This is a genomic window from Exiguobacterium sp. A1_3_1 (assembly GCF_048985645.1).
In the GTDB taxonomy this organism is placed as follows: domain Bacteria; phylum Bacillota; class Bacilli; order Exiguobacteriales; family Exiguobacteriaceae; genus Exiguobacterium_A; species Exiguobacterium_A indicum.
Genome location: NZ_WBYY01000033.1, coordinates 1 through 23,317, shown reverse-complemented (window position 1 = coordinate 23,317; position 23,317 = coordinate 1). Strand labels below are relative to the sequence as shown.

Here is a 23,317-nt window from a genome sequence, read left to right as displayed (position 1 = left end):
CGGAGATGTGTATAAGAGACAGCTCGGATACCGGTCGCATTCTGACGATTTTCGTGTTCATCTTCGGGATCGGGATCGTCGGTGGATTGATCTCAAAACTGGTCGATGGTGTCCAGTTGATTCGTAATCAAAAGGAAAGAGGGTTGTTACAAGTGAAGGAAACAGGACATACGGTCGTCTTCGGATACAGTCGGCGTTCGAAGCACGTCATCGAGTCATTGCTCGAACATACGGATGTCGTCCTCGTCGACGACCTAGAGCGGGAGCCCTTCAGTCACCCTCGGTTCCATTACGTCTGTGGTGATCCGGCGCTGACGTCGACGCTCGAGCGAGCTCACATCGAAAAGGCGGTCCGTGCGATCGTTCTCGCGGATCATTCGATTCCCCCGGTCCATGCTGACGGACGGACACTGTTGATCGCTTCAAGCATCGAACGGGCGAATCCGAACATTTACACGATCGTCGAGATGATGCTCGAAGAACACCTCGACAGCTTTGAACAGGTCAAGGTCGATGAGGTGTTGCTTGGTGACGAGACGATTGCCCGGATGGCGGTCCTCGCGTCCCATCATCCTGGCGTGACGAAGGTCGTGACGAATCTGTTGACGAAAGACGGTGAAGGGATGTTCTCGATTCCGACGCGACCGGAATGGGCGACATACCGCGATGCGTTTCATGCCTTGCTAGAAGAAGGGGTGACGATTCTGTCCGACGGGAAACGGCTTGATTTGAATCGGCGACTTGATGAAACGATTCCGAAAAACGGGACATTGATCGTCCTTTGCTCAGAAGAGACGGCGAATCGAATTGGAGCGATTTAGGGAAGAAAGGATTTAACTAATCTTTTTTCGGGTATAGTAAACAAATTTACTAGACGGAGGAAAAGGATTATGACACAACCACAACCAGAATGGATTCAAGAATTATTCGAGACGGTCGATCAAGGCGAAATTAAAAACGCACCAAAATTACTCTATATGGCATTAACGCTTGAACCAAATTATTTTACAAAAGCAGTTAGCTGTTTTAATCAGCGATTGGAAGTCGAACCATTAACGGACGTTTCGGAATTGCTGACGGTCTATCGTCAATTCTTCCTTTCAGCTAATCCATCGGAAGAATACTGGTCGCTTGCCTGGAACGAACTCATCCAGACCCTACAACATATGATCGATCGACCAGAAGCACAGCAATTACTTAAAGAACATGTCGATTTACTCGACTGGTGGTCAAGTGAATCGTTGCTGTCGCTCCCGAGTTGGTTAACGATTCTCGACGTTGCAGAACGCATCGACGCGCTTGATCAATTTAGCAGTTATCTTCCAGATATCTTCGAGAGCTACGCGCTCGAGACAGCAAAGGATGAGCCGTTCGCTCGACTTGCCTGGTACGCGCTCGCGAGCAATCAACAAGCGTTGCTTGCCCCGTACATAGACCGGCTTGAAGCCGGTTCGTCGAAGGAAATTCAGTCTCTTCGTCAAGCGGATCTCCTCGATCAAATTGAAACGACACGGGTCGTTATGTTAAAGTCGAAAGATAACGAGCCGATTGAATTAACATTTGATCGAAAATGGACATTATAAATTATCGAAGAAAAAATGACACCTAGAAGCCGCACGAATCCAATCCAAGGGGTGTAGGGATGATTCACGTCAATTTACCGAGTGGTGACTATGTCGTGTTAGTAGAAATAAATCGTGAAGTGCTGCTGTGTCATTCGATTGAAGAAGCGGAACAAGCACAACGCGACCGGTATGAACTGGTCGGACGGATGAGCGAACGCTTGCCGGCAGAAGTGATTGGACCCTCGATTGCGGACTTCGTCCGCTTTTCGACTGGGTTCATCGGCGAAGAAGTAACGTGGCATGAAGAAGAGGAAGCGTTCTTTTGCCAACAGTTCGAGACGTTCGACGGGTCCCCGTTAGGTGAAGATCTGACAGGCATCGATGCAACGCGTTGGCGTGCGGTCCTTGCACGCTATTATGCTTACGTGACGATCGGAAAAATCATTCCTTTTGAAGTCAGCGAAGAACCGGACGGTACGGTTCCGCTTTAGTCCAGACGATTCTTCGGTCGGCGCGTAAACAGAGAAGGGCAGGGTTCCCATGAAAAAGCAACTTGCACTACTCACGCTAGCGACAATCGTCGCCATGCCAACGTCTGCCTTTGCGCAGTCTCAATACGTACAATACGACCCAACTTTTACAGAACAACAAAAACAAAACTGGTTGGCGAATCAGGGACTGAGCGAGATTCGTGCCTTGAAACAAAAAGGATTCTCTCTCGTCGAGCCACTTGCACATCTCGAAGAAGAGGATATCGATGCCGACTTGATTCCGATCACGGACGTCAAGAAAGCGACGGATTCTGCCCAGTTCCAGCAAACGTATCTCGATCAGTCACGGATCCCTACTTACTGGAAGTACAGCCGTGGTAAGTCGGATATCCGCGTTGCAATCATTGATGACGCAATCGATACGAAACACCGCGAGTTCAAGGACGTCATTTATAAAACGACGACGATCTCGGGCATCCGTAAACCGGATGATCACGGAACGCATGTCGCTGGGATCGTCGGGGCACGGGAAGACGGGAAAGGGATCGTTGGTGTCGCATCCGGTGTTAAATTGATCGGAGCCGACGTATTCGATGGTGACTTTGCTGCGTCGATTGATATCGGTGACGGTATTTTGTATGCGATCGAGCAGGGAGCAGACGTCATCAACCTGTCGCTCGGACAATATGAATTCGATCCCTACATGGAAGAAGCAATCAAAAAAGCAGAAGCGAAGAACATCCTTGTCGTTGGAGCAGCGGGGAATGATGGGCGCAATAAAGTGCTCTTCCCAGGTTCGATGAGTCAAGTCGTCGCCGTTGGGGCTGTTGGCACACTCGGTCGAGCGTCGACGTTCTCGAATTACGGCAAAGGACTTAACATTATGGCACCGGGTGAAGGGATTTATTCAACGATCGTTGGGAATAAGTATGGTTACTTAGACGGGACATCGATGGCAACACCGGTCGTCAGCGGGGTATTGGCGCTTGCGAAATCAAAGAATCCATTCGTCACGAATGAAGCGATGCGCAGTAAACTGTATGCTGCTGCGACCAAAAAAACAGGAGATACAAGTTCACATTACGGAGTCGGTCGCTTGAATGCCGGAATGTTAGCGGCGCTTCCAGCGCCAATTTCTAAAGTGTCGCTCCCTTCAACAGTCAAACCGAATCAACTATTCGCGTTTTACTTTGACGAATATTCGAATGCGAAAACGACGACCCGTCTTTATAAAGATGGGAAAGTCATTAAAACGTTCACCCAGTCGAAATTAAAAAATGGGACGCACAAGTTCACGTATCAATTGAAACAAAAAGGGTCCTATAAACTCGTATTCAAGACGAGTGGTGGACGCCATACGCGAACGGTCGAACGACTCCTGACCGTCAAATAAAAAAAGCGCCTCCCACCGAGTGGGAAACGCTGTACGAGACCTGAAGGTTACTTCGGGTCTTTTCCTTTTTTATAGACGGGCGTCGGAGGTGTTAATGCCTCTCCAGTCCACGTGATCATCGCTTCCATTTTGTATCCTGTGTCATCCTCATGGACGAACGACAAGCGACTGGAATCGATCAATTGGTATAAACCATAAGCGACCTGGTCGGCCCAAGAGCGTAACGTCATTGCTTCATCATACAACGGGATTTGCTCAGGGAAACGTTCATTCATAAGCAAGATATCGTGTTGATCGAAATGATAGCTACGTTTTGAGAGTGCATCGGGCGCCTTGACGTTGAACGGCTCGAACGCGTGGATGAGCTCTCCTTGACGATAGAAGGCGAAGATGCCGTTTCGCAGATGAAGTGCCTTGATCTCATCGATCTCGATCAGGAACGTCAACTTGCGAACCGTTCGCCGGTTCGTACCAGAGCGTCGTTTTTTCATACTGCATGCCCCCTTCTGAACTCTTGTACTATACCGTGAAATGAGGCAGGGACGCAACTTTTTCGTTTATAAAACGAGAATTGCCTCTTGCAGGAAAGCGGCATCTACGCTACACTCATAAGCAGTGACTATGTTGGTTCGGACAATCGCGGGGCATTTCGGTGCTTTGAGGAAAGTCCATGCTCGCACAGCCTGCGATGGCTGTAGTGATCGTGCTACACAAAAAGATAAGTGTAGGCAGCGTCAAGCTGACGGCAGAAGGAACGCCTAAGTCTTCGGATAGGGCCGAAACTTCTTGAAGGTGCCACAGTGACGGAGCTTCATGGGAAACCATGAAGGTGGAACGAGGTAAACCCCACGAGCGAGAAACCCAAATTTGGTAGGGGAATTTCCGGAGCGGAACTGAACGCGAAGGAGAGCGTATGCAAATACGGAGATAGATGATTGTCGCCTGCGTGTGAGGGTCAAACCGTTTGAAACACTAAGGAACAGAACATGGCTTACAGGACCACATAGGCTGTTATTTTTAAGTTGAACGAGAGTCCAGGTCCACCCTGGGCTCTTTTTTTATTGCAATGAAACGATTCAGTGGAAGAAACAATAAAGGAGTGAACGCGATATGGCAAAACGCTTAGTCATCGCGACAGCGGCGATGGGAATCGAAGCGCTCGTCGCAAAAGAAGTCCGTGCGTTAGGATACGAATGTACGGTCGAGGACGGAAAGGTCTACATCGATTGTGAGATGGAGGACATTCCCCGTTTGAACATGTGGCTTCGGACAGCGGACCGGATCAAACTCGTCGTTGCTGAGTTCCGCGCGACGACATTCGAAAAATTGTTCGATCAAGTCAAGGCACTGCCGTGGCACGAGTTGATGCCGTGGGATGCGAACTTCATCGTCAACGGTCGTTCGGTCAAGTCGAAGCTGTTCTCGATCCGTGACTGTCAGAAGATCACCGAGAAAGCAATCGTCTCGCACATGCAAGAACAGTACAACAAAGGAACGGAATGGTTGCCAAAAACCGGCGCAAGTTATCCGATTGAAGTTGCTTTGTTAAAAGATATCGCAACATTAACGATCGATACGTCAGGCGACGCATTACACAAACGCGGCTACCGTGAATTCCACTCAGCAGCCCCACTCAAAGAAACGATGGCAGCAGCGATGCTGATGCTGACGAACTGGAAGCCGGATATGCCGCTCTACGACGTCTTCACCGGTTCAGGTACACTGGCGATCGAAGCGGCAATGATCGGGCGTAATATCGCACCAGGCATCAACCGCGAGTTCGTCTCACAGGAATGGAAATGCATTCCGAAGAAGGCGTGGTTCGATGCAATCAACGAAGCGAACGAAAAAGCCGAGTGGGACAAACCATTGAAGATTTACGCAAGCGATGTCGATCCAGAGATGGTCAAACTCGCGAAAACAAACGCAGAACTCGCAGACGTCCGCGATGCGATCAACGTCATGCAACGCGACGCTGCAGACTTCAAACCAAAGGAAGACTTCGGTGTCATCATCGGGAACCCGCCTTACGGGGAGCGTTTGGAGGACGCACGTGAAGTCCATCAGTTGTACCGTAAGATTGGAACTGCGTACAAAGAATTCCCATACTACAGTGTCTATATGATCACGTCGTATGTTGAGTTCGAAAAAGCGTACGGTCGTCCAGCGACGAAGCGCCGGAAGCTCTATAACGGGAACATCGAAGTTCAGTTCTATCAATATTATGGTTTGCGTCGGAAAAGACCGCAGTCTTAAGCGATTTGTGGGAGGTGAGTGGGGGTCAGTTCCCACTTACTTCCCACTTTTTTATTTTTTTCGCCAAAATGTCACGAGCTGCTCGGTTGAGGGGTTTTTTTATTTTTTTAAATTGCTAGTTTTACTATGAATAAGGTATAAAGTTCCTGAAAAAACAATTTATATGACCTCCTTAATTAGTTCTTTAAAACTATTTCGATAAATAAGTAGGGAAATTAGACTAGTCTATCGAAAGTTATCTTTAGAAAAAATCTAAGAGGATTAACTTCTTTAATAAAGACTTTGAAGTGGAGGGAACATGTTGGATAATTTTTTAATGATCTCGTCAACGATTTCAGCTCCAATCGAGACCGTATGGCGTCTGTGGACAGAACCGCAACATATGATGCAATGGTATCGATCGTCGAATGGCTGGTATACGACACATGTCGAGAACGAATTAATGGAACAGGGACATTTTAAAAGTCGAATGCAACGCGAAGGAAGTCCGACATATGTTGAATATTTGGGTACGTATCAGGAAGTCTCACCCTTAGAGCATTTGCGCTATCAATTAGAAGATGGACGACTTGTCGAAGTCATGTTCATTCCGTTGCGCCATCGAACGAAAGTGATTGAAATTTTTGAAGACGATCAAGTGAATGATCCGGATGCACAACGTGCTTCATGGCAAAGTATTCTGGATCGTTTTACGACTTATGTCGAAGCAGGTAACTATACTCTTGTTGATCAGTTAAATCCATAACACTCTAAAAAAGAGAAATGTATCGTTTTGCATATTAAATCCCTTCTTACATGGACTTTAGTCTAAGAAGGGATTTTTTTGTGAGTAAGGTATAGAAAGTAATGCTGTTTAGTTTGTAAAAAGATAAAAAATAAAAATATAAAATTTTTAATAATTGTTAAATGATGTTATTTAAAGTATAATATAAACATTTTATTTAGAGAGAATGATATGATGGAAGAAAGGAGGTCAAATTATGCTTAGAAAAGTATTGCTCGTGTTTTTAACAATGTGCTCCGCAGTGGCATTATTATTCATCGCATCAAAAAATGCATTAGGAGATCACGTCATTTCGTTAGAGGAGCCAGTAGCCTTTCGTATTTCGGTAATCATGACCATCGTATTGTTCTTACCACCGCTCATTTTATCGTTCTTTAACCGTCCACTAATCAATATCATCAATGTGATCTATCAATCCTTTATTGTTCTAACATTTATCGGATTGATGCCAATTGGCTTCATGATTCCAAATGGGATGACAACCACATTATTTTCGTTCATTGGAACGATTTTAAGTGTTTTCAGCATCTGGAGTATTTATAAATACCGCTCACCACGCACTTGAATACACGCGTCTTATTAAAGTAAATGAATGATATCAAAAATGTATGAGTGAAGTAGCATGAGGCATACATAATCTTGAAAAGCGTTTAAAACGAACGGTATTACACAACGAATTATCTTTGGGGGAAATGAAAGATGTGGATCATTCTTGGATTAATGGCAATTGGATTTACTGCACTGAATATCATCTTTTATTTGATTGATAAGGATTATCGTTTCCTGATGGTGCTTGGACTGAGTTTTACGGCACTGACGCTGTGCGCGGAATACCGACTCGTCGCGGAATTCGTGGCTCGAGAAGATTGGGCAGCGTTACAAGACGTCGTACCGGGCATGGAGCGGGCACTGTGGGTGTTGACTTTCATCTCAATCGGATTAAACGTATTGCCGCTACTGTTAGACTATCGAAAGAATCGATCGCGTTGACGAACCGAAGAGGAGCTGAATCTTGATGAGCTATACATTTTCACCGCTGACGCAACGACAGGCGGAACAGGTCGCATACGAGTGGCAATATGACGGGGCGTTTGCATTTTATAATATGCCGAACGACGAAGAAGATTTAGCAGAATTTCTCGATCCAGCAAAGCGGACGGAACATTATTTTGCTGTGTTAGATCGGGAAGAATTGATTGGCTATTATGTATTTGAACCAAACGCAGACGTCGTTGACGTCGGGCTTGGCATGCGACCAGACTTGACGGGACGAGGAAATGGAGTGGCATTTTTAGAAGCAGGTCTTGCGTTCATCATGGACCGGTATGCACCTAAACAAATTGAATTAGCTGTCGCGACATTCAACGAGCGGGCGATTCGCTTGTATACGAAAAGTGGCTTCCTTCCAGTCGAACGCTTCCAAGAGGCGACGAATGGTGGAAGTTATGAATTTTTGAAGATGCGTTTACAACCCGTCCACTCGACGGAACCTTTTCCAAACTCTATAAGTAGATAATAGAAAAGGAGATGATGTTATGGCACGCTGTATGAATTGTCAGTATAAGTTCAACACAAAAGAACTACTCGCTGTCAGTGTTGCAATACATGGGAAAGGCAAACCATGTCCGAACTGTGGCGTGAATCAATACATGTCCCGAAAGTCGCAATTTTATCTTTCACTCGGGAATATTAGTCTCTTGTTCGTCCTGTTCTTGCCGTTTCTGATTCGGTTGAGCGACCAGGAAGAATCGATGAGGTAAGATGTCGGTTACCTTCGATTTCATGAAACTTTTTCCTGAATCCACCAGTAGATAAGGAAGAATGAGATGGTCAGATGGTACATTGTACGAATTGCCAGTATACGTTCAAAACAAAAGAAGTGCTTACTGTCGGATTTTCGAAACATGGGAAAGCATGTCCGAACTGTGGCGTGAAGCAATACATTTCGAAAGACTCGCAACATTACTTATCGCTCGGATATGTCAGTCTCTTGTTCGTTTTGATCCTACCGTTCGTCATCAAACTGAGCGACAAAGAAGAGACGATTTGGTAAAGCATTACGCGCATGCCTGAAAACGACAGGGTGCGCGTTTTGTCTTATACTCGGGGCAAAGGAGCTGGGAAACATGCAAACCGTATACGATGCAACCGTACAAAACGCAGCGGGCGAGACTGTTTCATTAGGTGACTATGCGGGGCGTGTCCTCGTGATCGTCAACACGGCAAGCAAATGTGGGCTTGTTAAACAACTTGGCGAACTACAGGCATTGTACGATAAATATGACGAGCAAGGAGTCACGGTGCTTGGCTTTCCGTGCGATCAATTCAATCAGCAGGAGTTCGCGAGTCAGGAAGAGACGATGCAGTTCTGTCAGCTGAACTATGGCGTGACGTTTCCGATATTTCAGAAGATCGACGTCAATGGACCAAATGAGCATCCGCTTTATACATTCCTAAAACGCGAACGCTCCGGTCTGCTGTCGTCGAAGATTAAATGGAACTATACGAAGTTTTTAATCGATCGCCAAGGTCGTGTCGTACAGCGGTTCAGTCCGGTCGATTCCGTCCAGTCAGTTGAAAGAACGCTATCTTTGTATTTATAAACCAAATAACCGTCCGGTGTGAATCGTCGGACGGTTACGAATGAATGTGAGAGGTACATATGAAAATCAATTCTATCTCAATCAGAAAGATGCAACATACTGATTATGAAATCATGTCTCAATGGTTAAGTACAAAAGAAGTGTTAGAGTTCTATGGAGATATGAACGCACCATTTACGTTGCAACAAGTGATAGATAAATACGAACCGAGAGTAAATGGAGAGATACCTGTCGCTCCATACATCGTAGAGTTAGATGATGAACCTATTGGATTCATGCAACGTTATTTGATAACGGACGAACAAAAAGAGGTATTTGGATATCCTGCGAATTTTATCATAATTGGAATTGACCAGTTTATTGGTTATCCTGAACTTTTTAATAAAGGTATTGGAACGAAAATGATAAAATTATTCGTTGAAGATATCGCTCGAGGCAAGGAAGTAAATCGAATTATTCTAGATCCTGACGTATTAAATCTTAGAGCAATTAAAGCTTATGAAAAATGTGGGTTTCAGAAAGTTAAAAAAATCAATGAAGATACGTGCTGGATGATGGAGTATACGATTGATCATCCATAATCTGCTCCTATGAATGTTCATAGAAAAGATCCACGAAACGAATATCCGTTTCGTGGATCTTTTGCGTATGAAAATGGTTCAGGTCATTCAACGCTAAACGAATCAAAGGAATGCTTGACGATCGCATCGCTGCGCTTATGTCCGAGATCGGTCAGAACCGGTAGACGGGGAGACAAGACATGAAAATCTTGCTCGAACGCCCGGAGCCAGTAATGAACCCAGTCTTTTGTAGGATCGAGATTCATCATTTCACGTGCGAACGTCAGTAGCTTTGAATCTGTCAGCGTCAGAAGTGGAATCGGGTTGATCTCAACATCTTCTTTTAGTTCGTAGAGGTCCGGTGAACGAAGCAGAATCGCATCCGCTTCGAAGGTCAATCGGAAGTAATTACAGCTGTAGTCGCCGACGATGACCATCGTCTCCTCCGTATGCCCGCGAAAATGAAAGATCAATCGGTTACCAGTTGCGACATCCATCAAGAACTGATTGAGTCCGATGTGATAATCTTCGCGAAATTGTAGTTTCTCAAGCGTGATTTCTTGCATGATTTAGCCTCCAGTCCGAGTTTGTCGTTCTTCTGTCAAAACGGTTTGGCGCGCTGCTAGGCGAGACGAACCGATCAATAAGGCGATTCCGAGTAACAATAACGAGATTCCGAACCAGGCCGTACCATTTAACTGTTCACCGAGGACGAACACACCAAGCAAGGCGGCAGTCAGCGGCTCACCGAGCGAGAGCGTGACGGCAGTCGACGATGGTACGTTCGATAGTCCTTTCGCGAATAACCAGTAAGCGATTCCGGTCGCAACGACGCCGAGATGGAGGCTGATTCCGGCACCACGTGACGTGAACAACCAGGAGAGGTCGAATAAAAACAGCAGAGGCGATAACAGCAAGGCGCTCGTCGTGAAAATGACGGCAACGACAGACAGCGGTGCGTGTGTCTTGACGAGGTCTCGACTGACGAACGTGTACCCGGCAAACGATAGTCCGGCACCGAGTGCAAGGATGATTCCGATTGGATCAATCGCAACCGTTCCTTGATTGTTCAAAAGCAACAGACAGCCGGTGATCGATAGTCCGGTCGATGCCCACCACAGCAACGCTGGACGTTTCTTTAGGAACAGCCACTCGATACATCCGGAAAAGATTGGTGCGCTACCGATTGCAACGACAGTACCGACAGCGACACCGGTCATCAAAACAGCGGAGAAGAACAGTGGCTGGTAAGCCGCCATGCTGACGGCAGCGAGTAAAATCGTTCGCACCGGCCAGTCGCGTAACGTCAGCGTTCCTTTGAAGAGAACGAGACAGAGTAAGAACAGTCCACCGACAGCCAGACGAACGGCACCAATTGCAATCGGATGTGCATCTTCCGGCGCAAAGGCTTGTGAGGTACCCGTCGTGCCCCAAAAGATCGCAGCAAGTAATATGAGCAACATCGATGATGATTTAGACATGTGTCACCTCTTCGAATGCAATTTTTTTAAATGATATTAGAACGAGAATACCACAGAACGAGTAGGATGGAATACACCAAATAATTGAAAAAATGGTATGGTATATAGGGTGAAGTCGTATGATTCACGAATGCGAAAATGAAAAGGATGGCACCGATGAAAGAAATGAACCAAATCGAAGCGGTACTTGACGTCTTATCACAAAAAATCAACCACGGGTCGACCTTCATTCAGCGGCGATACGACACTGGAGTCGCTCAATTCAATCTGAATGATCCGGTGACGGAACAGACGATTCAGTCATTTGAACAGCAGTTCAACTTAACGTTACCAAGCGAATACAAGACATTCCTTCGTTTACATGACGGAGCGGAATTGTTTATGATTCAAGGTCTCGGCATCGAACTCTATCCACTTGAAAAAGTCATTGAAATGACAATCCAGGCTAAAGAGTACGACCTGATCCATGAAGACTATTATCATTTCTTGATGATTGGCGAAATGAACGAAGGATATGTCTTGATTCAAACGGAAGATGCGAAGACAGATGAGAGACCCTATATGCACTGGATATTTCATGAGTTGTCGACAGAGGAGACTGATCCGATTGGACAGAACTTCGGCACATTCCTCGAGTATGCGATCATTGCGCAAGGCGATATGTTCTGGGAGTTCAAGGACTTCTCGATTGCAACAAATACTTATTATGTAGAGGACTACAATTCCGAAGAAGAAGTGAGCAAACCACGCCCGATTCGCTTCGTCGACTCGGTTCGCGTTGAAATCGAGTATCCGATTGCGAAAAGGGATGCGTATTTCTCGGTTAAGATTTTCGAAGGGAAACAAGAAAAAGAACGTCTTGGCAGTAGCTACGACTCGGATTCGCGCTTTGAACAAGTGATGCAATCGGTTCGAGAATATCTAATGGCAGAGCGATTCCAGTATTCGTCAATCATGGTCTTTCAAACGGAGCATCGGTTTTGGCAGAACGAGGACGAGACAGGTGATCCGTTGATTCGTAATCATAATCCGCAACGTCAAGGACTGCGCTTCAATGGATATCGTGCCTTCGTTGAAGAGCAACCACGACCACTTCCAGGGTGGGAATGATTTAGAAATTCTTCACACAGCACGGAGTTTTACAAATGAAAAATGGTTGTTGATCCTCATGATTCTTTGTTTAAGCGGTTGTATGATCCAACCGCAAAGTGGAAGTGAGACGAATGAGACGTCCTTCACAGGGACTACGAAAGAAGGATTCGTCTTTGAATACAAATTGACGAACACAGGAGACCATGCATTTGATGTCGTTGCGCGTTCTGGACATTTGTTGAATGTCGTCGTTCGTGAGAGCAAGTCGAGGACTGTCGTCTTCGATTCAAGAAAACAACAGATTAAAACAAGACAACAAAAGAAACGTGTCAAAGCATCAGAAACCGTCGTTCTCAAACAAACGGTACAAGGCGAGACAATCGAGCCGGGTACATACGATATCGAATATCTCGTTGAGGAGAAAGAACAGTACAGCGACAGTTCTAGTTCAGTAGAGAGTATGGAAGAGAAATTAAAATGATTTACGCCTCTGGTGAACGACTTCTTTAATAAATATCTTAAAGCCTCATACAGGTTTCAGTACGAATGATGTTATGAGTAACATGAGACGTACAAAAGTGGTCCATGTGAAGCTGGTTTTCGTCTGTTAGGCATCTAACGGGTGAAAATCAGCTTTTTATTCACTAATGATACTATGCGACGCTGCTCTATCAATTGACGATCAATCAATCCTACGGGCCACGCATCCCGTTACTCGTCGAGACGATAGGACGGGAGCGAATGTCTGCGTTACTGGACTTTGCGAATAAGGAAATTACTACAAGCAGGAAATCAAGGGACCAAGCCTGAAAAAGAAGGACAAAACCTTATTTTTATATATCGAAATTTAATTTCAAAAATAAATAAATAATATTGAATTAAAATTTCTTAATTGTATAATAAAGGGAGGGAAGAGAAAGGGTGAAGCAGATGTTAGATCAATTAGCAACGGAACGTCGGAATGAACAGACGATGCAACTCGATGAGATGACAGTCGAGGATGTCTTACGGGTGATGAATGCTGAGGATCAAACGGTCGCGACGGTCATTCGGGAACAAATTCCCATTATCGCGGAAGTCGTCAAACACGTCATTGCATCATTCAAAAACGGAGGACGCTTGATTTACATCGGTGCTGGTACGAGCGGACGACTCGGGATTCTTGACGCGGCAGAATGTGTGCCAACGTTCGGGGTCTCACCAGACATGGTCGTTGGTTTGATTGCAGGCGGCGAACGAGCGTTAATCAAAGCGGTCGAGGGAGCAGAGGATAGTCGGACGCTTGCCGTCGACGATTTAAAAGGGCTCCAGCTAGAAGCACGTGATACGGTCATCGGGATTGCAGCAAGCGGTCGGACGCCGTATGTCATCGGCGGGCTTGATTACGCGAAGGAAGTCGGAGCGGTGACGGCAGCGATTTCTTGCAACACGGATGCGGTCATCAGTGGGCACGCGCGTTATGCAATCGAAGTCGAAACAGGTCCAGAAGTCTTGACGGGATCAACAAGACTAAAGGCTGGAACGGCACAAAAGCTCGTCTTGAACATGATTTCGACGGCGGCGATGATCGGTGTCGGCAAGGTCTATCAAAATCTGATGGTCGACGTCCAGTCGACGAACGAGAAACTGGAGATCCGGGCGAAGCGGATGATTTGTGAGGCAACAGGAGTCGACGCTGTAACGGCGGAGCGTGTCTTTAGTGAAGCGCACGGTCACGTCAAGACGGCAATCGTCATGATTCTCGCGAATGTTTCGTATACAGAAGCCGTCGAACGATTACAACAAGCAAACGGATTCGTCCGAGACGCACTCTAAGGGGGAAACACGATGAAGAAGGAAGAAGTGCTGGCACACGCGATTCTCGAGCACGTCGGTGGAAAAGATAATCTCCGGCAGCTTGCGCACTGTATGACGCGGGTTCGTTTATCGTTAAAGGATCCGACGCAAGCAAATATCGATGCATTAAAGCGGATTGACGGCGTCATGGGGGTCATTGATGACGAGACGTTACAAATCGTCGTCGGTCCGGGAACGGTCAATCGGGTAGCCGACCACTTAAGTCGCGAGACGGGACTCGCAATCGGGGAAGAGTCCGTTGATCCAAATCTGACGCCAGAAGAACGAGCTGCCGTCGAACGGCAAAAAGTAAAAGCAAAACAACAGTCACCATTCAAACGCTTCTTGCGCCGAATCGGGAACATCTTCATCCCGCTCATTCCGGGTCTTGTTGCTTCCGGTATCATCAACGGTGGTGCGAACTTCGCGAAAAATGCGGGTGTCGATGCAACACAGACATGGATGCAGATTTTACTCTTGATCGGTGGGACGGTCTTTGCATATCTCGCAATCCTTGTCGGTTGGAATACGGCGAAGGAGTTCGGCGGAACACCGGTGCTCGGGGCGATTGCCGGTGGGATTCTATTCAACCCCGTGCTTGCGGACATCACGATTTACGGGGAACCGCTCGTTCCAGGTAGGGGCGGATTGTTTGGTGTCATCTTCGCTGCGTGGTTGATGACCTATCTTGAGAAACACATCCGTCGCTTCATGTTCGCATCGATCGATATTATCTTTACGCCACTGTTTACGGTGCTGATTGTCGGATTTGCCTCGCTCTATGCGATCATGCCGGTTGCTGGACTGCTGTCAGACGGTATCATGAAAGCAATCAATGCCGTACTTGAGGTCGGTGGACCACTCGCCGGGGCAGTACTGGCCGGCTTCTTCCTACCACTCGTCATGGTTGGTCTTCATCATGGACTGACACCGATCCATCTCGAGTTTTTGAACACGATTGGCAACACGCCACTCTTACCGATTCTTGCAATGGCAGGAGCGGGTCAAGTCGGGGCGGCAATGGCGATTTTCGTCAAGACGCGCAATCCGCGCCTGCGTAACATCATCAAAGGGGCGATTCCGGTCGGATTCCTCGGAATCGGTGAACCGTTGTTATACGGTGTTACGTTGCCGCTCGGTCGTCCGTTCGTAACGGCATGTCTCGGCGCAGCAGTCGGTGGTGCCTTCCAAGCAACGATGAAGACGACGGCGCTTGGAGTCGGCGTATCCGGTTTGTCATTGACACCGTTGATCGACAACGGAATGTACTTGACGTACATCGGTGGTCTCGTCATCTCGTACGCGGCAGGATTCCTGTTCACGTATTGGTTCGGTTTCAAAGAAGAGATGGCAGACGGTATTTAAGGTATTGAAAAGCAGTTGAATCCTTCGAAAAAGAAGGAATCAGCTGCTTTTTCCCTAAGTAGATAAAGAGAAGGAGTGAGTAGATGAAAGGATTATCAATCTATTTAAGTGAACCGATCACAGACGAGACGAGCGAGTGGCTACAGCGGATGCGTGTTGTTGGCTTTACGTCGCTCTTTACATCGCTACATATTCCCGAGGACGATTCTTCACTGTACGTCGAACGCTTGCAAGCGCTCGGTCGTTTAGCACGTGAGCTCGGATTCGAACTCGTGGCGGACATTGCACCAGCGTCGCTCGCGACGCTCGGCAAGACATGGGAGACAGCAGCGACGTTAACGGACTGGGGCGTCACTGGACTGCGTCTTGATTACGGCATCAGCCCGCAGCAAATCGCGACGTTATCGAACCAAATGATGGTCGCGCTGAACGCTAGTACGTTAACAGCAGATGAATTAACGGAGATGAAGGCACAGGGTCTGCGAATCGATCACACGGAAGCTTGGCATAATTTTTATCCGCGACCGGAAACAGGACTCGACCGGACGTGGTTTGATGCAAAGAATGCTTGGTTGCAGGCGCAAGGATTACGGGTTCAAGCATTCATACCGGGTGACGAGACACTCCGTGGACCGTTGTTTGAGACGTTACCGACACTTGAAGAACACCGGCATGCGTCACCGTTCGCCAGTTATATCGATTTACAATCGACCGTCGATCGAATCCTCGTCGGAGATCCACGATTGACGGAGGCGACGATTCGGCAATTCGAAGCAGAGCAAGACGGAATCATCCTCCTCCGAGCCGTGGCGAACGGACGACAGATACAACGAGAGACGGAAACGAATCGGTTTGATCCGGCGCGGGATGTCATTCGGTCCGTCGAGTCGCGGATGAAGCCGTCGACGATCGATCTGACACCACAAGATCCGTCTGCCCGTCCGCTTGGAACGATTACGATCGATAATGAAAAATACGGACGATACGCGGGCGAGGTTCAAATCACGAAACGTAATTTGTCGGCAGATGAGCGAGTCAACGTCCTCGGACGCGTCATTGAGGCCGATCAACCATTGATTGCACAGCTTGGTCCAGGAAGTAAGTTCCGGATCGAATGGGTGACGCCATGAAGCAGCTCGTTGCGGAACGACTCGCCTATCTGTACCGAGGAGAATTGTTCACGGTCGTCACGATTTTACCACTCAGCTGGTTTGGCAATCGTGTCTTTCCACGACTGCAGTTATTTGAACTCAGTGCCTTTTGGATGTCACTGTTTTTGTTTGAGCTGTTGTTGATTCAAGGAGCTTGGTATTGGTACAGCAAGTCAAGGCGTCTGAAGAAGGAAGGAACGTCGATCACCCCGGAACCCGTCGTCCGACGATTACGTCACTGTCGTGTCTTCAATCTGGCTTTGATCGTCCTGACAGCATATGCATTCGGACTCGATTGGATTCGCTCTCAATCCGATTTTCCAGTGTACGGGTTACGAATCACGTTGTTTTTGTATGTCTTTGCGATTCTTGAATGCATTATTTATTTCCATATCCAACTGATGTACGATAACCGGTCGGATGTGCAATACTTAATACAGAATAGACGTTTGAAACGATCGGCTTTATATAAGGATATGCAACGACTTCGTCAAGTAGTCTAAGGGTTCATCGAAAATAGGAGGGATTGTATGCTCGATATGCTCATTCGTGGCTATCGAAAGTTACGGAAGTTAAGAGGGCGATAAAAAGGAGGGTGTTATGAATGAAATGGCTCAATCGACCGACACGGATCAAGGAGGAAACACCATTACGCTTCGTGACGGATCCAGATACGGATTTTTGGCGCAATACCCATTATCAGTTTAACCGTCTGACAGGTCATGCGTTGTTACAGGATGCTCCGGACGGGGAATTCAAGTGCCGAATCGAAGTAAAATTAAACCCGAATGCGACATATGACCAAGCGGGGATTTTGTTTTATGTGAACGACGATCACTGGGTGAAAGTGTCGGCTGAATTCATTCCGGATGGTCCGTCACATCTCGGTGCCGTCGTGACGAGCTTCGGGTACTCGGATTGGTCGTGTCGGGACGTCGATAATACGCTGTTTGGCGCACCGCTGGTCTTTGAACTCCATTACCTCAATCAAGACGTCACATTGTATCACGTGACAGGAGAGCACAAAGAGCAACTCCGGATCGCACACTTACATGCCGTGACGGATTTGAAGATTGGACCGTATGCGTGTAGTCCGGATGTAGAAGCGGCAGGGTGTGAAGTGGAAGTACTAGATTTCTCATTAGAGAAAATCCTTAAATGAAACATTAAAAAAGTGGAGCGATGGTGTGCATTGCTCCACTTTTTTATATAGCAACTTTACTGCTTAACGGACGTTGCAGCCATGAGATCAAAGAAATATTTCGCGTCATTCGTCTTATGAAGACCATACCATGCTTCTAACGTTTCAGGTGTGAATAAATCGAGTGCACGAATCGTCTCATAAGCAAACTCTAATGCTGCCATTCCTGACGCTGTGATTAACGAATCATCACGGACAACTGGAGTATGTTGATAAAAAGATTCTCCGGAATAATTCGAGCAAACGGATTGTAAGTAAGACAAATCGTTACTTGTATGGAGTCGCAGATTTAAGAATCCACTCTTTGCTAACCCTTCAGTCGCACCGCAAATCGCAGCGATGAGTGTTCCATTGCTCAGCGCGTTTCCTACTTTATTCAGTAGAGGGTCATGAAGAGACGCTTGCCATGTCTGTCCACCGGGAAGAATTAATGCATCCTTTGAAGTCATCTCTAATTGTGAAACGACGATATCCGGTAAAATACGTAATCCGCCCATAGTCGTGATGGGGTGTAGCGTTGCTCCTACTGTAACGACATTGAATGGAGGAGCATCTGTTTTGAAATATCTTCGTGAATGTAACTCTGGCATCACGTAACCGTATTCCCAATCTGAAATTGAATCGAATACATATAAATAGACAGTGTGAGTCAAGATAACCGCTTCCTTTACTATATGAGATACATTTAGTATAGAAAAGTTATCCTGACAACTACTGTCAGTGAAAATAAATCATTGATGCGAAGCGATCAATTCGTGTAATCGATCAATGATTTTACTTTTGATTTCAACAGGAGAAACGATTTGTATCGATGTTCCATAAGCAATAAGGAGACTCGGGACTTGTTCGTCTAAAACGCTCGTCTCAATCATAAAAACAGCACGGTTTTGATTTTGTTCGATTAAACAGTGCTTAAAGTACCAGTGTTGGCAAATTGAATCGATAGTAGAGGTGTCACCGGAGAGTATTAGTTCACCTTGAGTTTCTCTTGGATTTGGTAGTAAATCGGTCATAAAAGAAGACTGAACATCGAAATCATCTGGAATATCGAATTGATCCGTCGTCACTTTGAATATGTGAATGCGGTCGATTTTAAAATGACGAATTGCTCCTCTTAACTGACAGAATGCAGTGACGTACCAAGCGTGTTTCCAATAAGTTAGTCTAAAAGGATTGATGTCACGTGACTGAACATCTTCATTGTTCGCGCGACAGTATTGAATATGTATGGTTGTTCGACTGCGAATGGCTTGATCGATTTCTCGTAATAAGATTTCGGCTCTCGACGACATTTCGGGTTGATAGGGAATTACATCCAAGAGCGGAGCACTTGTCGATGGTTTTAAAGCATGCTGTTTTATTTTTGAAATCGCACGTTTTAAAGCTGTATTACCATAGTAACCGGCTTCTTCTGCAAAAAGAGCAGCGTGATATAAAGACTGCTGCTCTTCAGCATCGAAGAATAAAGGTGCTTCTATGAATTGAGTTAACAAGCTGTATCCGCCATGATGACCTGCTTCGGCAACAATCGGAACACCACTTGCGGAAAGCGTATCAATATAGCGATAGACGGTCCGGATATTGATTTCAAGTTGTTCGGAGATGTATTGAGCCGTTACTTTTTTTCCGGATTGTAGCATCCAAAGAATTGCTAATAGGTGATCACTTTTCGCCAAAAGATATCCTCCAATCAATGATTCATCAAAACTTAGCTGCTTGTTCCGGCATCTGTCCTGTATAGGACGATTGTGGTCTGAAGATCCGGTTATCTTGCGATTGTTCGAGGATATGTGCCGTCCAGCCAATGATACGGCTAGAGGTAAACGTCGGTGTGAACAATTCTTTCGGAATGTCGAGTCCTTTTAAGACGGCTGCCGCGAAGAATTCAACATTCGTATACAGTTTTCTACCCGGTTTGTATTCCTCGAGTAAATCGATCGCTGTTTGCTCCATTTGTGTAATCAGGTTGAACCAATCGCTCTCTTGCGCGAGATCTTTTGAGACGACTTTCAAGGCTTCTGAACGCGGATCGCGTGTTTTGTAGACGCGGTGACCAAAGCCCATCAGTTTTTCGCCTTTTTCTAACTTGTTTCGGATCCACGGTTCGATGTTGTCGATCGTTCCGATCTCATCAATCATCTCAATGACTTCTGACGGAGCGCCACCATGAAGCGGTCCTTTCATGGAACCAATCGCGGCACAGACGCCAGAAATCATTTCTGATTCCGTCGAGACGACGACACGGGAAGCGAACGTCGAAGCATTCATACCGTGTTCAATCGTTAGGATCAGATACGCCGTCAGCGCTTTAATCTCAACTTCACTCGGCAATTGTCCTTTAATCATATAGATGTAATTCGCGACATGATCAAGTTGTGGATTCGGTTCGATGAAGGCAGCACCTTGATTTTTTTGATATTTAAAAGCGATGATCGATGGTAGGAGTGCTGTTACGTGCATCGCTTGATCAATTGTCGGTGGCCAAGCGAAAGCGGGTGTCCCGAGTGCCGAGATTGCTGTTCGCATCGTGCTCATGACATCCATCTCGTTCGGTAATGTATCGAGAATCGTTTTAACGTAAGAAGGAAGTTCACGGTAGCCCGTCATCTGTTCCTTGAATGTGACCAATTCCGCTTCAGTCGGGAATTCACCATTCCAGATGAAATACGCGATTTCTTCAAACGAATAAGATAATGCGAGTTCCTTTGCCCAGTGTCCGCGATAAATAAGGTGACCTAACGTTCCATCGACTAAACCGATTTGTGTTTCAGCGGCAATGACGCCTTCGAGTCCTTTTTTGTATTCCATCTTCAACACTCCTTTTCTATTACCTACAGTCAGTATGACGTACGTTACCACTAAATCACCAGTAATTTGAATGCGTTTACAAAATTATTCTGAAGAGTGGTATAAACTAAGGTATGTGGGAGTCATCAGTTTATGCCGAATGTTCCATCTTTTTTCAATAAATCTAATATTTCTTGAGACACTTGGATTTTCTATAGTTTCTCATACCTTAACGTAACTATATGTGTATATACTATCTTTTATCAAAATGCATATCGCAATCCAAGGTATATTTTAGATGTACTCATTAAAAAAGACTAGGACATCTACACAGTCCCAGTCTTTTTATATTAAATGTGAAGAGATCATCCTCCTAATTCATTATGCATGATCTCTTCGTTTAAATAGATAGATCAGTTGTAATCCATCGCTTGGAAATCCACTAATTAAACGAAGTGGTAATAGATTGAAAATGACGAATATAGCGGACATACGTACGAAAGCTTGTAGGATGTATTGTATTGTCTCATTATGCAATAGAAAAAGGATCAGACTCCCGATCACAACACAAATGAAGTTAAACAATACACCACCTAGATAATAAAAAGATTTTTGCGTGCGATTTAACGTACTGATAGGACCGCCCGGAGTATATAACCCTTCCCAAATGTACTTTCTAGAAATAAAGAAATGTCCCAGTTGAAAAAATGGTTTTCCTTTTCCTAATGCAATGGATTTAATCGGAATACCATAACAGCGTGCAGCAAACGCATGACCATACTCATGAATAATCAAACAAGGAAAATAGAAGAGAAACATGATGAAGTTATAGAGTAAACCATCCATATTCAGACACCCTTTCTAAAACTCATGTTACAAAATATGGATGATGGTTTCAAGAGGAGAGTATATACGAAAATGAGCAAACGACACCACTGTGTGACGTTTGCTCATTGATTTAAAAAGATATTAGGTACTCGCTATCAGCATCAATAGACGGCAATCGGACCGTATGGACCTTCGATGATCTCAAGTCGTGTCTCGAAAATCTCGGATAATAGCGCTTCATCCATGACTTCGGCGACCGTTCCGAAAGCGGCAATTTGTCCGTCCTTCATCGCACAAATGTGGTCTGCGTATTTCGCTGCAAAATTGATATCGTGTAAGACGGTGATGATCGTCCGTCCGAACGTATCGGCGACGTGTCGCAGGTACTCCATCATCTGGACCGAGCGGGCGATATCGAGGTTATTGAGGGGTTCGTCGAGTAGAATGTATTCTGTTTCCTGACAGAGTACCATCGCGACATATGCCCGTTGCCGCTGTCCGCCCGATAATTCATCGAGGTAACGGTTCTCAAGCGACGTCAACTCGAGAAAATCGATGTATTTCGAGATGATCGTCTCATCGTCAGCCGTCAAGCGACCTTTCGAGTAGGGGAAACGTCCGAAGCCGACGAGCTGCCGGACGGTCAGTCGGGTCACGAAATGATTTTCCTGCCGCAAGATGGTGATGATCTTTGCTAAGTCTTTCGATTTGCTTCTCGTGACATCCATACCAGCGACTTCGATCTGTCCGGCATCGAGATCAAGCAAACGACCGATCATCATCAACGTCGTCGACTTCCCGGCACCGTTTGGACCGATCAACGCCGTGAATCCACCTTTTGGGATCGTTAACTCGATTGGACCGATTCGGACATCATCCGTATACGATTTTTTAACTTGTTCAATTGATATCATAGGGACCTCTTTCTAAGCAACACGATAAGGAATATCAGTCCGCCGAACAGTTCAATGATGACGGAGACGACGCTTGGCGTGTTGAAAATGTGATACATGAAGAAATAGGCAGTCGTTAAAACGAAGAAACCGATTGCGAATGCCATCGGGAAGACGTATTTATGATCGTACGTCGCAGCGACCTGATAACTGAGTGTCGCCACTAAAAAGCCGAAGAACGTCAACGGTCCAATCAATGCCGTTGACATCGACATCAGGAGTGAAATCAGAATCAAGAAGTAGATGACACTGCCACGATGATTGACGCCGAACGATGTCGCGACCTCTTTACCGAGTGCGACGACGTTGAGTCGTCTTGACGAGAAGAAGAGCAATAGACCGACGATGAGGACGACCGGAATGACAATCGGGAAGTAAGACGCGTCGGCATTCGTGACCGAACCAAATAATCGTGCTTGTAAGATATCGAATTCGGACGGTGCAAGCATTTTTCGCATGAATGACGACAGCGAGTTCAGACCCGTGCCGAGAATGATTCCGACGAGTAACATCAGCTGCAGGTTCGCGTATTTTCCGGATAACAACCATCCGTATAATAAGAGACTCATCGCGAGCATGATCGCGACCTGTGTCAAAAAGGCGCTCGTGCCGGTAAAGCCGACGAGTGCTCCCGCACCGAAGAAGAAGATCATCGATGTCTGGATCGTCGAGTAGAGAGCATCAAAACCAAGCAAGGATGGCGTGATGATCCGGTTGCTCGTGACCGAATGAAAGGCGACGGTCGCGAGACTTTGGCAAATTGCTGCGATCGCCATCGTGATGACGGCGGTGATCCGGCGTTCGACGACCGGCCAAAAGGACGGAGAATCAAACGGAACCGGATTGTTGTAGAGCAAGAGACCAATCGTACTGAGCACTCCGCCGCTGAGGAACAGGATGAGGAGAATCCAGTAGCGGCGCTCGAGTCGTTTCGACTGAAACGCAGACGCCCGGCTGTCTCTTATACACAT

General features: G+C 46.3%; 29 protein-coding genes and 1 other RNA gene. 21 read left to right on the top strand and 9 right to left on the bottom strand.

Annotation, left to right across the window (positions count from 1 at the left end; translation table 11 throughout):
* From F8N00_RS05540 to F8N00_RS05525, 4 genes are all read left to right on the top strand, one after another.
* Positions 1-821: NAD-binding protein (locus tag F8N00_RS05540; protein ID WP_421017897.1), on the top strand; the 821-nt coding region annotated here is incomplete at its 5' end.
* Between the two features lie 69 nt (positions 822-890).
* Positions 891-1,583 carry a hypothetical protein gene (locus F8N00_RS05535; RefSeq protein ID WP_421017896.1) on the top strand — a complete coding sequence of 231 codons (693 nt, stop codon included), beginning with the start codon at positions 891-893 and terminating at the stop codon, positions 1,581-1,583.
* 59 nt (positions 1,584-1,642) lie between these two features.
* Positions 1,643-2,056, top strand: a complete 414-nt coding sequence (locus F8N00_RS05530; RefSeq protein ID WP_023467922.1) for a hypothetical protein — start codon at positions 1,643-1,645, stop codon at positions 2,054-2,056.
* A 49-nt stretch (positions 2,057-2,105) separates the two neighbouring features.
* Positions 2,106-3,449, top strand: coding sequence for a S8 family peptidase (locus tag F8N00_RS05525; RefSeq protein ID WP_023467923.1), 1,344 nt, complete (start codon positions 2,106-2,108; stop codon positions 3,447-3,449).
* Positions 3,450-3,496: 47 nt separating this feature from the next.
* On the opposite strand, the gene F8N00_RS05520 is transcribed toward F8N00_RS05525, so the two are convergent.
* Positions 3,497-3,940, bottom strand: a complete 444-nt coding sequence (locus tag F8N00_RS05520; RefSeq protein WP_029341396.1) for a hypothetical protein — start codon at positions 3,938-3,940, stop codon at positions 3,497-3,499.
* 134 nt (positions 3,941-4,074) lie between these two features.
* Here F8N00_RS05520 and rnpB point away from each other — a divergent pair.
* The 10 genes from rnpB (at position 4,075) to F8N00_RS05470 (ending at position 9,673) form a co-directional block, all read left to right on the top strand.
* Positions 4,075-4,448, top strand: an RNA gene (rnpB, locus tag F8N00_RS05515) — RNase P RNA component class B.
* A 111-nt stretch (positions 4,449-4,559) separates the two neighbouring features.
* Positions 4,560-5,705: a THUMP domain-containing class I SAM-dependent RNA methyltransferase gene (locus F8N00_RS05510; RefSeq protein WP_023467925.1), complete on the top strand. Its 1,146-nt coding sequence runs from the start codon at positions 4,560-4,562 to the stop codon at positions 5,703-5,705.
* A 298-nt stretch (positions 5,706-6,003) separates the two neighbouring features.
* Positions 6,004-6,450, top strand: coding sequence for an SRPBCC domain-containing protein (locus tag F8N00_RS05505; RefSeq protein WP_023467987.1), 447 nt, complete (start codon positions 6,004-6,006; stop codon positions 6,448-6,450).
* A gap of 235 nt (positions 6,451-6,685) precedes the next feature.
* Positions 6,686-7,054, top strand: coding sequence for a hypothetical protein (locus F8N00_RS05500; RefSeq protein ID WP_421017895.1), 369 nt, complete (start codon positions 6,686-6,688; stop codon positions 7,052-7,054).
* Positions 7,055-7,188: 134 nt separating this feature from the next.
* On the top strand, positions 7,189-7,479 hold the full coding sequence (locus F8N00_RS05495; protein ID WP_421017894.1) for a hypothetical protein: 291 nt from the start codon (positions 7,189-7,191) through the stop codon (positions 7,477-7,479).
* 25 nt (positions 7,480-7,504) lie between these two features.
* On the top strand, positions 7,505-8,005 hold the full coding sequence (locus F8N00_RS05490) for a GNAT family N-acetyltransferase (RefSeq protein ID WP_421017893.1): 501 nt from the start codon (positions 7,505-7,507) through the stop codon (positions 8,003-8,005).
* 19 nt (positions 8,006-8,024) lie between these two features.
* Positions 8,025-8,249 carry a hypothetical protein gene (locus tag F8N00_RS05485; protein WP_023467991.1) on the top strand — a complete coding sequence of 75 codons (225 nt, stop codon included), beginning with the start codon at positions 8,025-8,027 and terminating at the stop codon, positions 8,247-8,249.
* A 74-nt stretch (positions 8,250-8,323) separates the two neighbouring features.
* The gene (locus F8N00_RS05480) at positions 8,324-8,542 is read left to right on the top strand and encodes a hypothetical protein (RefSeq protein ID WP_023467992.1); all 219 of its coding nucleotides are present in this window, start codon (positions 8,324-8,326) and stop codon (positions 8,540-8,542) included.
* Between the two features lie 73 nt (positions 8,543-8,615).
* Positions 8,616-9,092, top strand: coding sequence for a glutathione peroxidase (locus F8N00_RS05475; RefSeq protein WP_035397916.1), 477 nt, complete (start codon positions 8,616-8,618; stop codon positions 9,090-9,092).
* Between the two features lie 59 nt (positions 9,093-9,151).
* On the top strand, positions 9,152-9,673 hold the full coding sequence (locus F8N00_RS05470) for a GNAT family N-acetyltransferase (protein ID WP_421017892.1): 522 nt from the start codon (positions 9,152-9,154) through the stop codon (positions 9,671-9,673).
* Between the two features lie 83 nt (positions 9,674-9,756).
* Here F8N00_RS05470 and F8N00_RS05465 read toward each other — a convergent pair whose 3' ends face one another.
* Complete coding sequence (locus F8N00_RS05465) at positions 9,757-10,218, bottom strand: hypothetical protein (RefSeq protein WP_421017891.1); 462 nt, start codon at positions 10,216-10,218, stop codon at positions 9,757-9,759.
* A 3-nt stretch (positions 10,219-10,221) separates the two neighbouring features.
* Positions 10,222-11,133, bottom strand: coding sequence for an EamA family transporter (locus F8N00_RS05460; RefSeq protein ID WP_421017890.1), 912 nt, complete (start codon positions 11,131-11,133; stop codon positions 10,222-10,224).
* Between the two features lie 156 nt (positions 11,134-11,289).
* On the opposite strand from F8N00_RS05460, the gene F8N00_RS05455 reads away from it, so the two are divergent.
* From F8N00_RS05455 to F8N00_RS05425, 7 genes are all read left to right on the top strand, one after another.
* On the top strand, positions 11,290-12,243 hold the full coding sequence (locus F8N00_RS05455) for an SMI1/KNR4 family protein (RefSeq protein WP_421017889.1): 954 nt from the start codon (positions 11,290-11,292) through the stop codon (positions 12,241-12,243).
* A complete protein-coding gene (locus F8N00_RS05450; RefSeq protein ID WP_421017888.1) occupies positions 12,188-12,706 on the top strand; it encodes a BsuPI-related putative proteinase inhibitor in 519 nt (172 codons plus the stop codon). The genes F8N00_RS05455 and F8N00_RS05450 overlap by 56 nt, the downstream gene beginning before the upstream one ends.
* A 449-nt stretch (positions 12,707-13,155) precedes the next feature.
* Positions 13,156-14,040, top strand: coding sequence for an N-acetylmuramic acid 6-phosphate etherase (gene murQ / locus F8N00_RS05445; RefSeq protein ID WP_421017899.1), 885 nt, complete (start codon positions 13,156-13,158; stop codon positions 14,038-14,040).
* Positions 14,041-14,052: 12 nt separating this feature from the next.
* Positions 14,053-15,426 carry a PTS transporter subunit EIIC gene (locus F8N00_RS05440; RefSeq protein WP_035397903.1) on the top strand — a complete coding sequence of 458 codons (1,374 nt, stop codon included), beginning with the start codon at positions 14,053-14,055 and terminating at the stop codon, positions 15,424-15,426.
* Positions 15,427-15,509: 83 nt separating this feature from the next.
* On the top strand, positions 15,510-16,556 hold the full coding sequence (locus F8N00_RS05435) for a DUF871 domain-containing protein (protein WP_023468000.1): 1,047 nt from the start codon (positions 15,510-15,512) through the stop codon (positions 16,554-16,556).
* The gene (locus tag F8N00_RS05430; protein ID WP_421017887.1) at positions 16,553-17,080 is read left to right on the top strand and encodes a general stress protein; all 528 of its coding nucleotides are present in this window, start codon (positions 16,553-16,555) and stop codon (positions 17,078-17,080) included. Before F8N00_RS05435 ends, F8N00_RS05430 begins: the two co-directional genes overlap by 4 nt.
* 101 nt (positions 17,081-17,181) lie before the next feature.
* On the top strand, positions 17,182-17,739 hold the full coding sequence (locus F8N00_RS05425) for a DUF1349 domain-containing protein (RefSeq protein WP_421017886.1): 558 nt from the start codon (positions 17,182-17,184) through the stop codon (positions 17,737-17,739).
* A gap of 56 nt (positions 17,740-17,795) precedes the next feature.
* On the opposite strand, the gene F8N00_RS05420 is transcribed toward F8N00_RS05425, so the two are convergent.
* The 6 genes from F8N00_RS05420 to F8N00_RS05395 form a co-directional block, all read right to left on the bottom strand.
* Positions 17,796-18,434: a type 1 glutamine amidotransferase family protein gene (locus F8N00_RS05420; protein WP_421017898.1), complete on the bottom strand. Its 639-nt coding sequence runs from the start codon at positions 18,432-18,434 to the stop codon at positions 17,796-17,798.
* Between the two features lie 75 nt (positions 18,435-18,509).
* Positions 18,510-19,454, bottom strand: coding sequence for a helix-turn-helix transcriptional regulator (locus F8N00_RS05415; RefSeq protein WP_421017885.1), 945 nt, complete (start codon positions 19,452-19,454; stop codon positions 18,510-18,512).
* A gap of 25 nt (positions 19,455-19,479) precedes the next feature.
* Positions 19,480-20,586, bottom strand: a complete 1,107-nt coding sequence (locus F8N00_RS05410) for a citrate/2-methylcitrate synthase (protein ID WP_421017884.1) — start codon at positions 20,584-20,586, stop codon at positions 19,480-19,482.
* 360 nt (positions 20,587-20,946) lie between these two features.
* Positions 20,947-21,411 (bottom strand): site-2 protease family protein, encoded by a 465-nt coding sequence (locus tag F8N00_RS05405; protein ID WP_421017883.1) that lies wholly within the window; start codon positions 21,409-21,411, stop codon positions 20,947-20,949.
* A gap of 143 nt (positions 21,412-21,554) precedes the next feature.
* Positions 21,555-22,307 carry an ABC transporter ATP-binding protein gene (locus tag F8N00_RS05400; RefSeq protein ID WP_421017882.1) on the bottom strand — a complete coding sequence of 251 codons (753 nt, stop codon included), beginning with the start codon at positions 22,305-22,307 and terminating at the stop codon, positions 21,555-21,557.
* Complete coding sequence (locus F8N00_RS05395) at positions 22,304-23,317, bottom strand: iron chelate uptake ABC transporter family permease subunit (protein ID WP_421017881.1); 1,014 nt, start codon at positions 23,315-23,317, stop codon at positions 22,304-22,306. The genes F8N00_RS05400 and F8N00_RS05395 overlap by 4 nt, the downstream gene beginning before the upstream one ends.

Excerpts from the sequence above, each read along its gene's own strand:
- F8N00_RS05430 (WP_421017887.1), top strand. The coding sequence starts at position 16,553 with ATGAAGCAGCTCGTTGCGGAACGACTCGCCTATCTGTACCGAGGAGAA.
- F8N00_RS05470 (WP_421017892.1), top strand. The coding sequence starts at position 9,152 with ATGAAAATCAATTCTATCTCAATCAGAAAGATGCAACATACTGATTAT.
- F8N00_RS05455 (WP_421017889.1), top strand. The coding sequence starts at position 11,290 with ATGAAAGAAATGAACCAAATCGAAGCGGTACTTGACGTCTTATCACAA.
- F8N00_RS05510 (WP_023467925.1), top strand. The coding sequence starts at position 4,560 with ATGGCAAAACGCTTAGTCATCGCGACAGCGGCGATGGGAATCGAAGCG.
- F8N00_RS05465 (WP_421017891.1), bottom strand. The coding sequence starts at position 10,218 with ATGCAAGAAATCACGCTTGAGAAACTACAATTTCGCGAAGATTATCAC.
- F8N00_RS05400 (WP_421017882.1), bottom strand. The coding sequence starts at position 22,307 with ATGATATCAATTGAACAAGTTAAAAAATCGTATACGGATGATGTCCGA.
- F8N00_RS05435 (WP_023468000.1), top strand. The coding sequence starts at position 15,510 with ATGAAAGGATTATCAATCTATTTAAGTGAACCGATCACAGACGAGACG.
- F8N00_RS05535 (WP_421017896.1), top strand. The coding sequence starts at position 891 with ATGACACAACCACAACCAGAATGGATTCAAGAATTATTCGAGACGGTC.
- murQ (WP_421017899.1), top strand. The coding sequence starts at position 13,156 with ATGTTAGATCAATTAGCAACGGAACGTCGGAATGAACAGACGATGCAA.
- F8N00_RS05520 (WP_029341396.1), bottom strand. The coding sequence starts at position 3,940 with ATGAAAAAACGACGCTCTGGTACGAACCGGCGAACGGTTCGCAAGTTG.
- F8N00_RS05425 (WP_421017886.1), top strand. The coding sequence starts at position 17,182 with ATGAAATGGCTCAATCGACCGACACGGATCAAGGAGGAAACACCATTA.
- F8N00_RS05405 (WP_421017883.1), bottom strand. The coding sequence starts at position 21,411 with ATGGATGGTTTACTCTATAACTTCATCATGTTTCTCTTCTATTTTCCT.
- F8N00_RS05530 (WP_023467922.1), top strand. The coding sequence starts at position 1,643 with ATGATTCACGTCAATTTACCGAGTGGTGACTATGTCGTGTTAGTAGAA.
- F8N00_RS05410 (WP_421017884.1), bottom strand. The coding sequence starts at position 20,586 with ATGGAATACAAAAAAGGACTCGAAGGCGTCATTGCCGCTGAAACACAA.
- F8N00_RS05440 (WP_035397903.1), top strand. The coding sequence starts at position 14,053 with ATGAAGAAGGAAGAAGTGCTGGCACACGCGATTCTCGAGCACGTCGGT.
- F8N00_RS05525 (WP_023467923.1), top strand. The coding sequence starts at position 2,106 with ATGAAAAAGCAACTTGCACTACTCACGCTAGCGACAATCGTCGCCATG.
- F8N00_RS05460 (WP_421017890.1), bottom strand. The coding sequence starts at position 11,133 with ATGTCTAAATCATCATCGATGTTGCTCATATTACTTGCTGCGATCTTT.
- F8N00_RS05490 (WP_421017893.1), top strand. The coding sequence starts at position 7,505 with ATGAGCTATACATTTTCACCGCTGACGCAACGACAGGCGGAACAGGTC.
- F8N00_RS05450 (WP_421017888.1), top strand. The coding sequence starts at position 12,188 with ATGGATATCGTGCCTTCGTTGAAGAGCAACCACGACCACTTCCAGGGT.
- F8N00_RS05500 (WP_421017895.1), top strand. The coding sequence starts at position 6,686 with ATGCTTAGAAAAGTATTGCTCGTGTTTTTAACAATGTGCTCCGCAGTG.
- F8N00_RS05475 (WP_035397916.1), top strand. The coding sequence starts at position 8,616 with ATGCAAACCGTATACGATGCAACCGTACAAAACGCAGCGGGCGAGACT.
- F8N00_RS05505 (WP_023467987.1), top strand. The coding sequence starts at position 6,004 with ATGTTGGATAATTTTTTAATGATCTCGTCAACGATTTCAGCTCCAATC.
- F8N00_RS05395 (WP_421017881.1), bottom strand. The coding sequence starts at position 23,317 with ATGTGTATAAGAGACAGCCGGGCGTCTGCGTTTCAGTCGAAACGACTC.
- F8N00_RS05480 (WP_023467992.1), top strand. The coding sequence starts at position 8,324 with ATGGTACATTGTACGAATTGCCAGTATACGTTCAAAACAAAAGAAGTG.
- F8N00_RS05485 (WP_023467991.1), top strand. The coding sequence starts at position 8,025 with ATGGCACGCTGTATGAATTGTCAGTATAAGTTCAACACAAAAGAACTA.
- F8N00_RS05495 (WP_421017894.1), top strand. The coding sequence starts at position 7,189 with ATGTGGATCATTCTTGGATTAATGGCAATTGGATTTACTGCACTGAAT.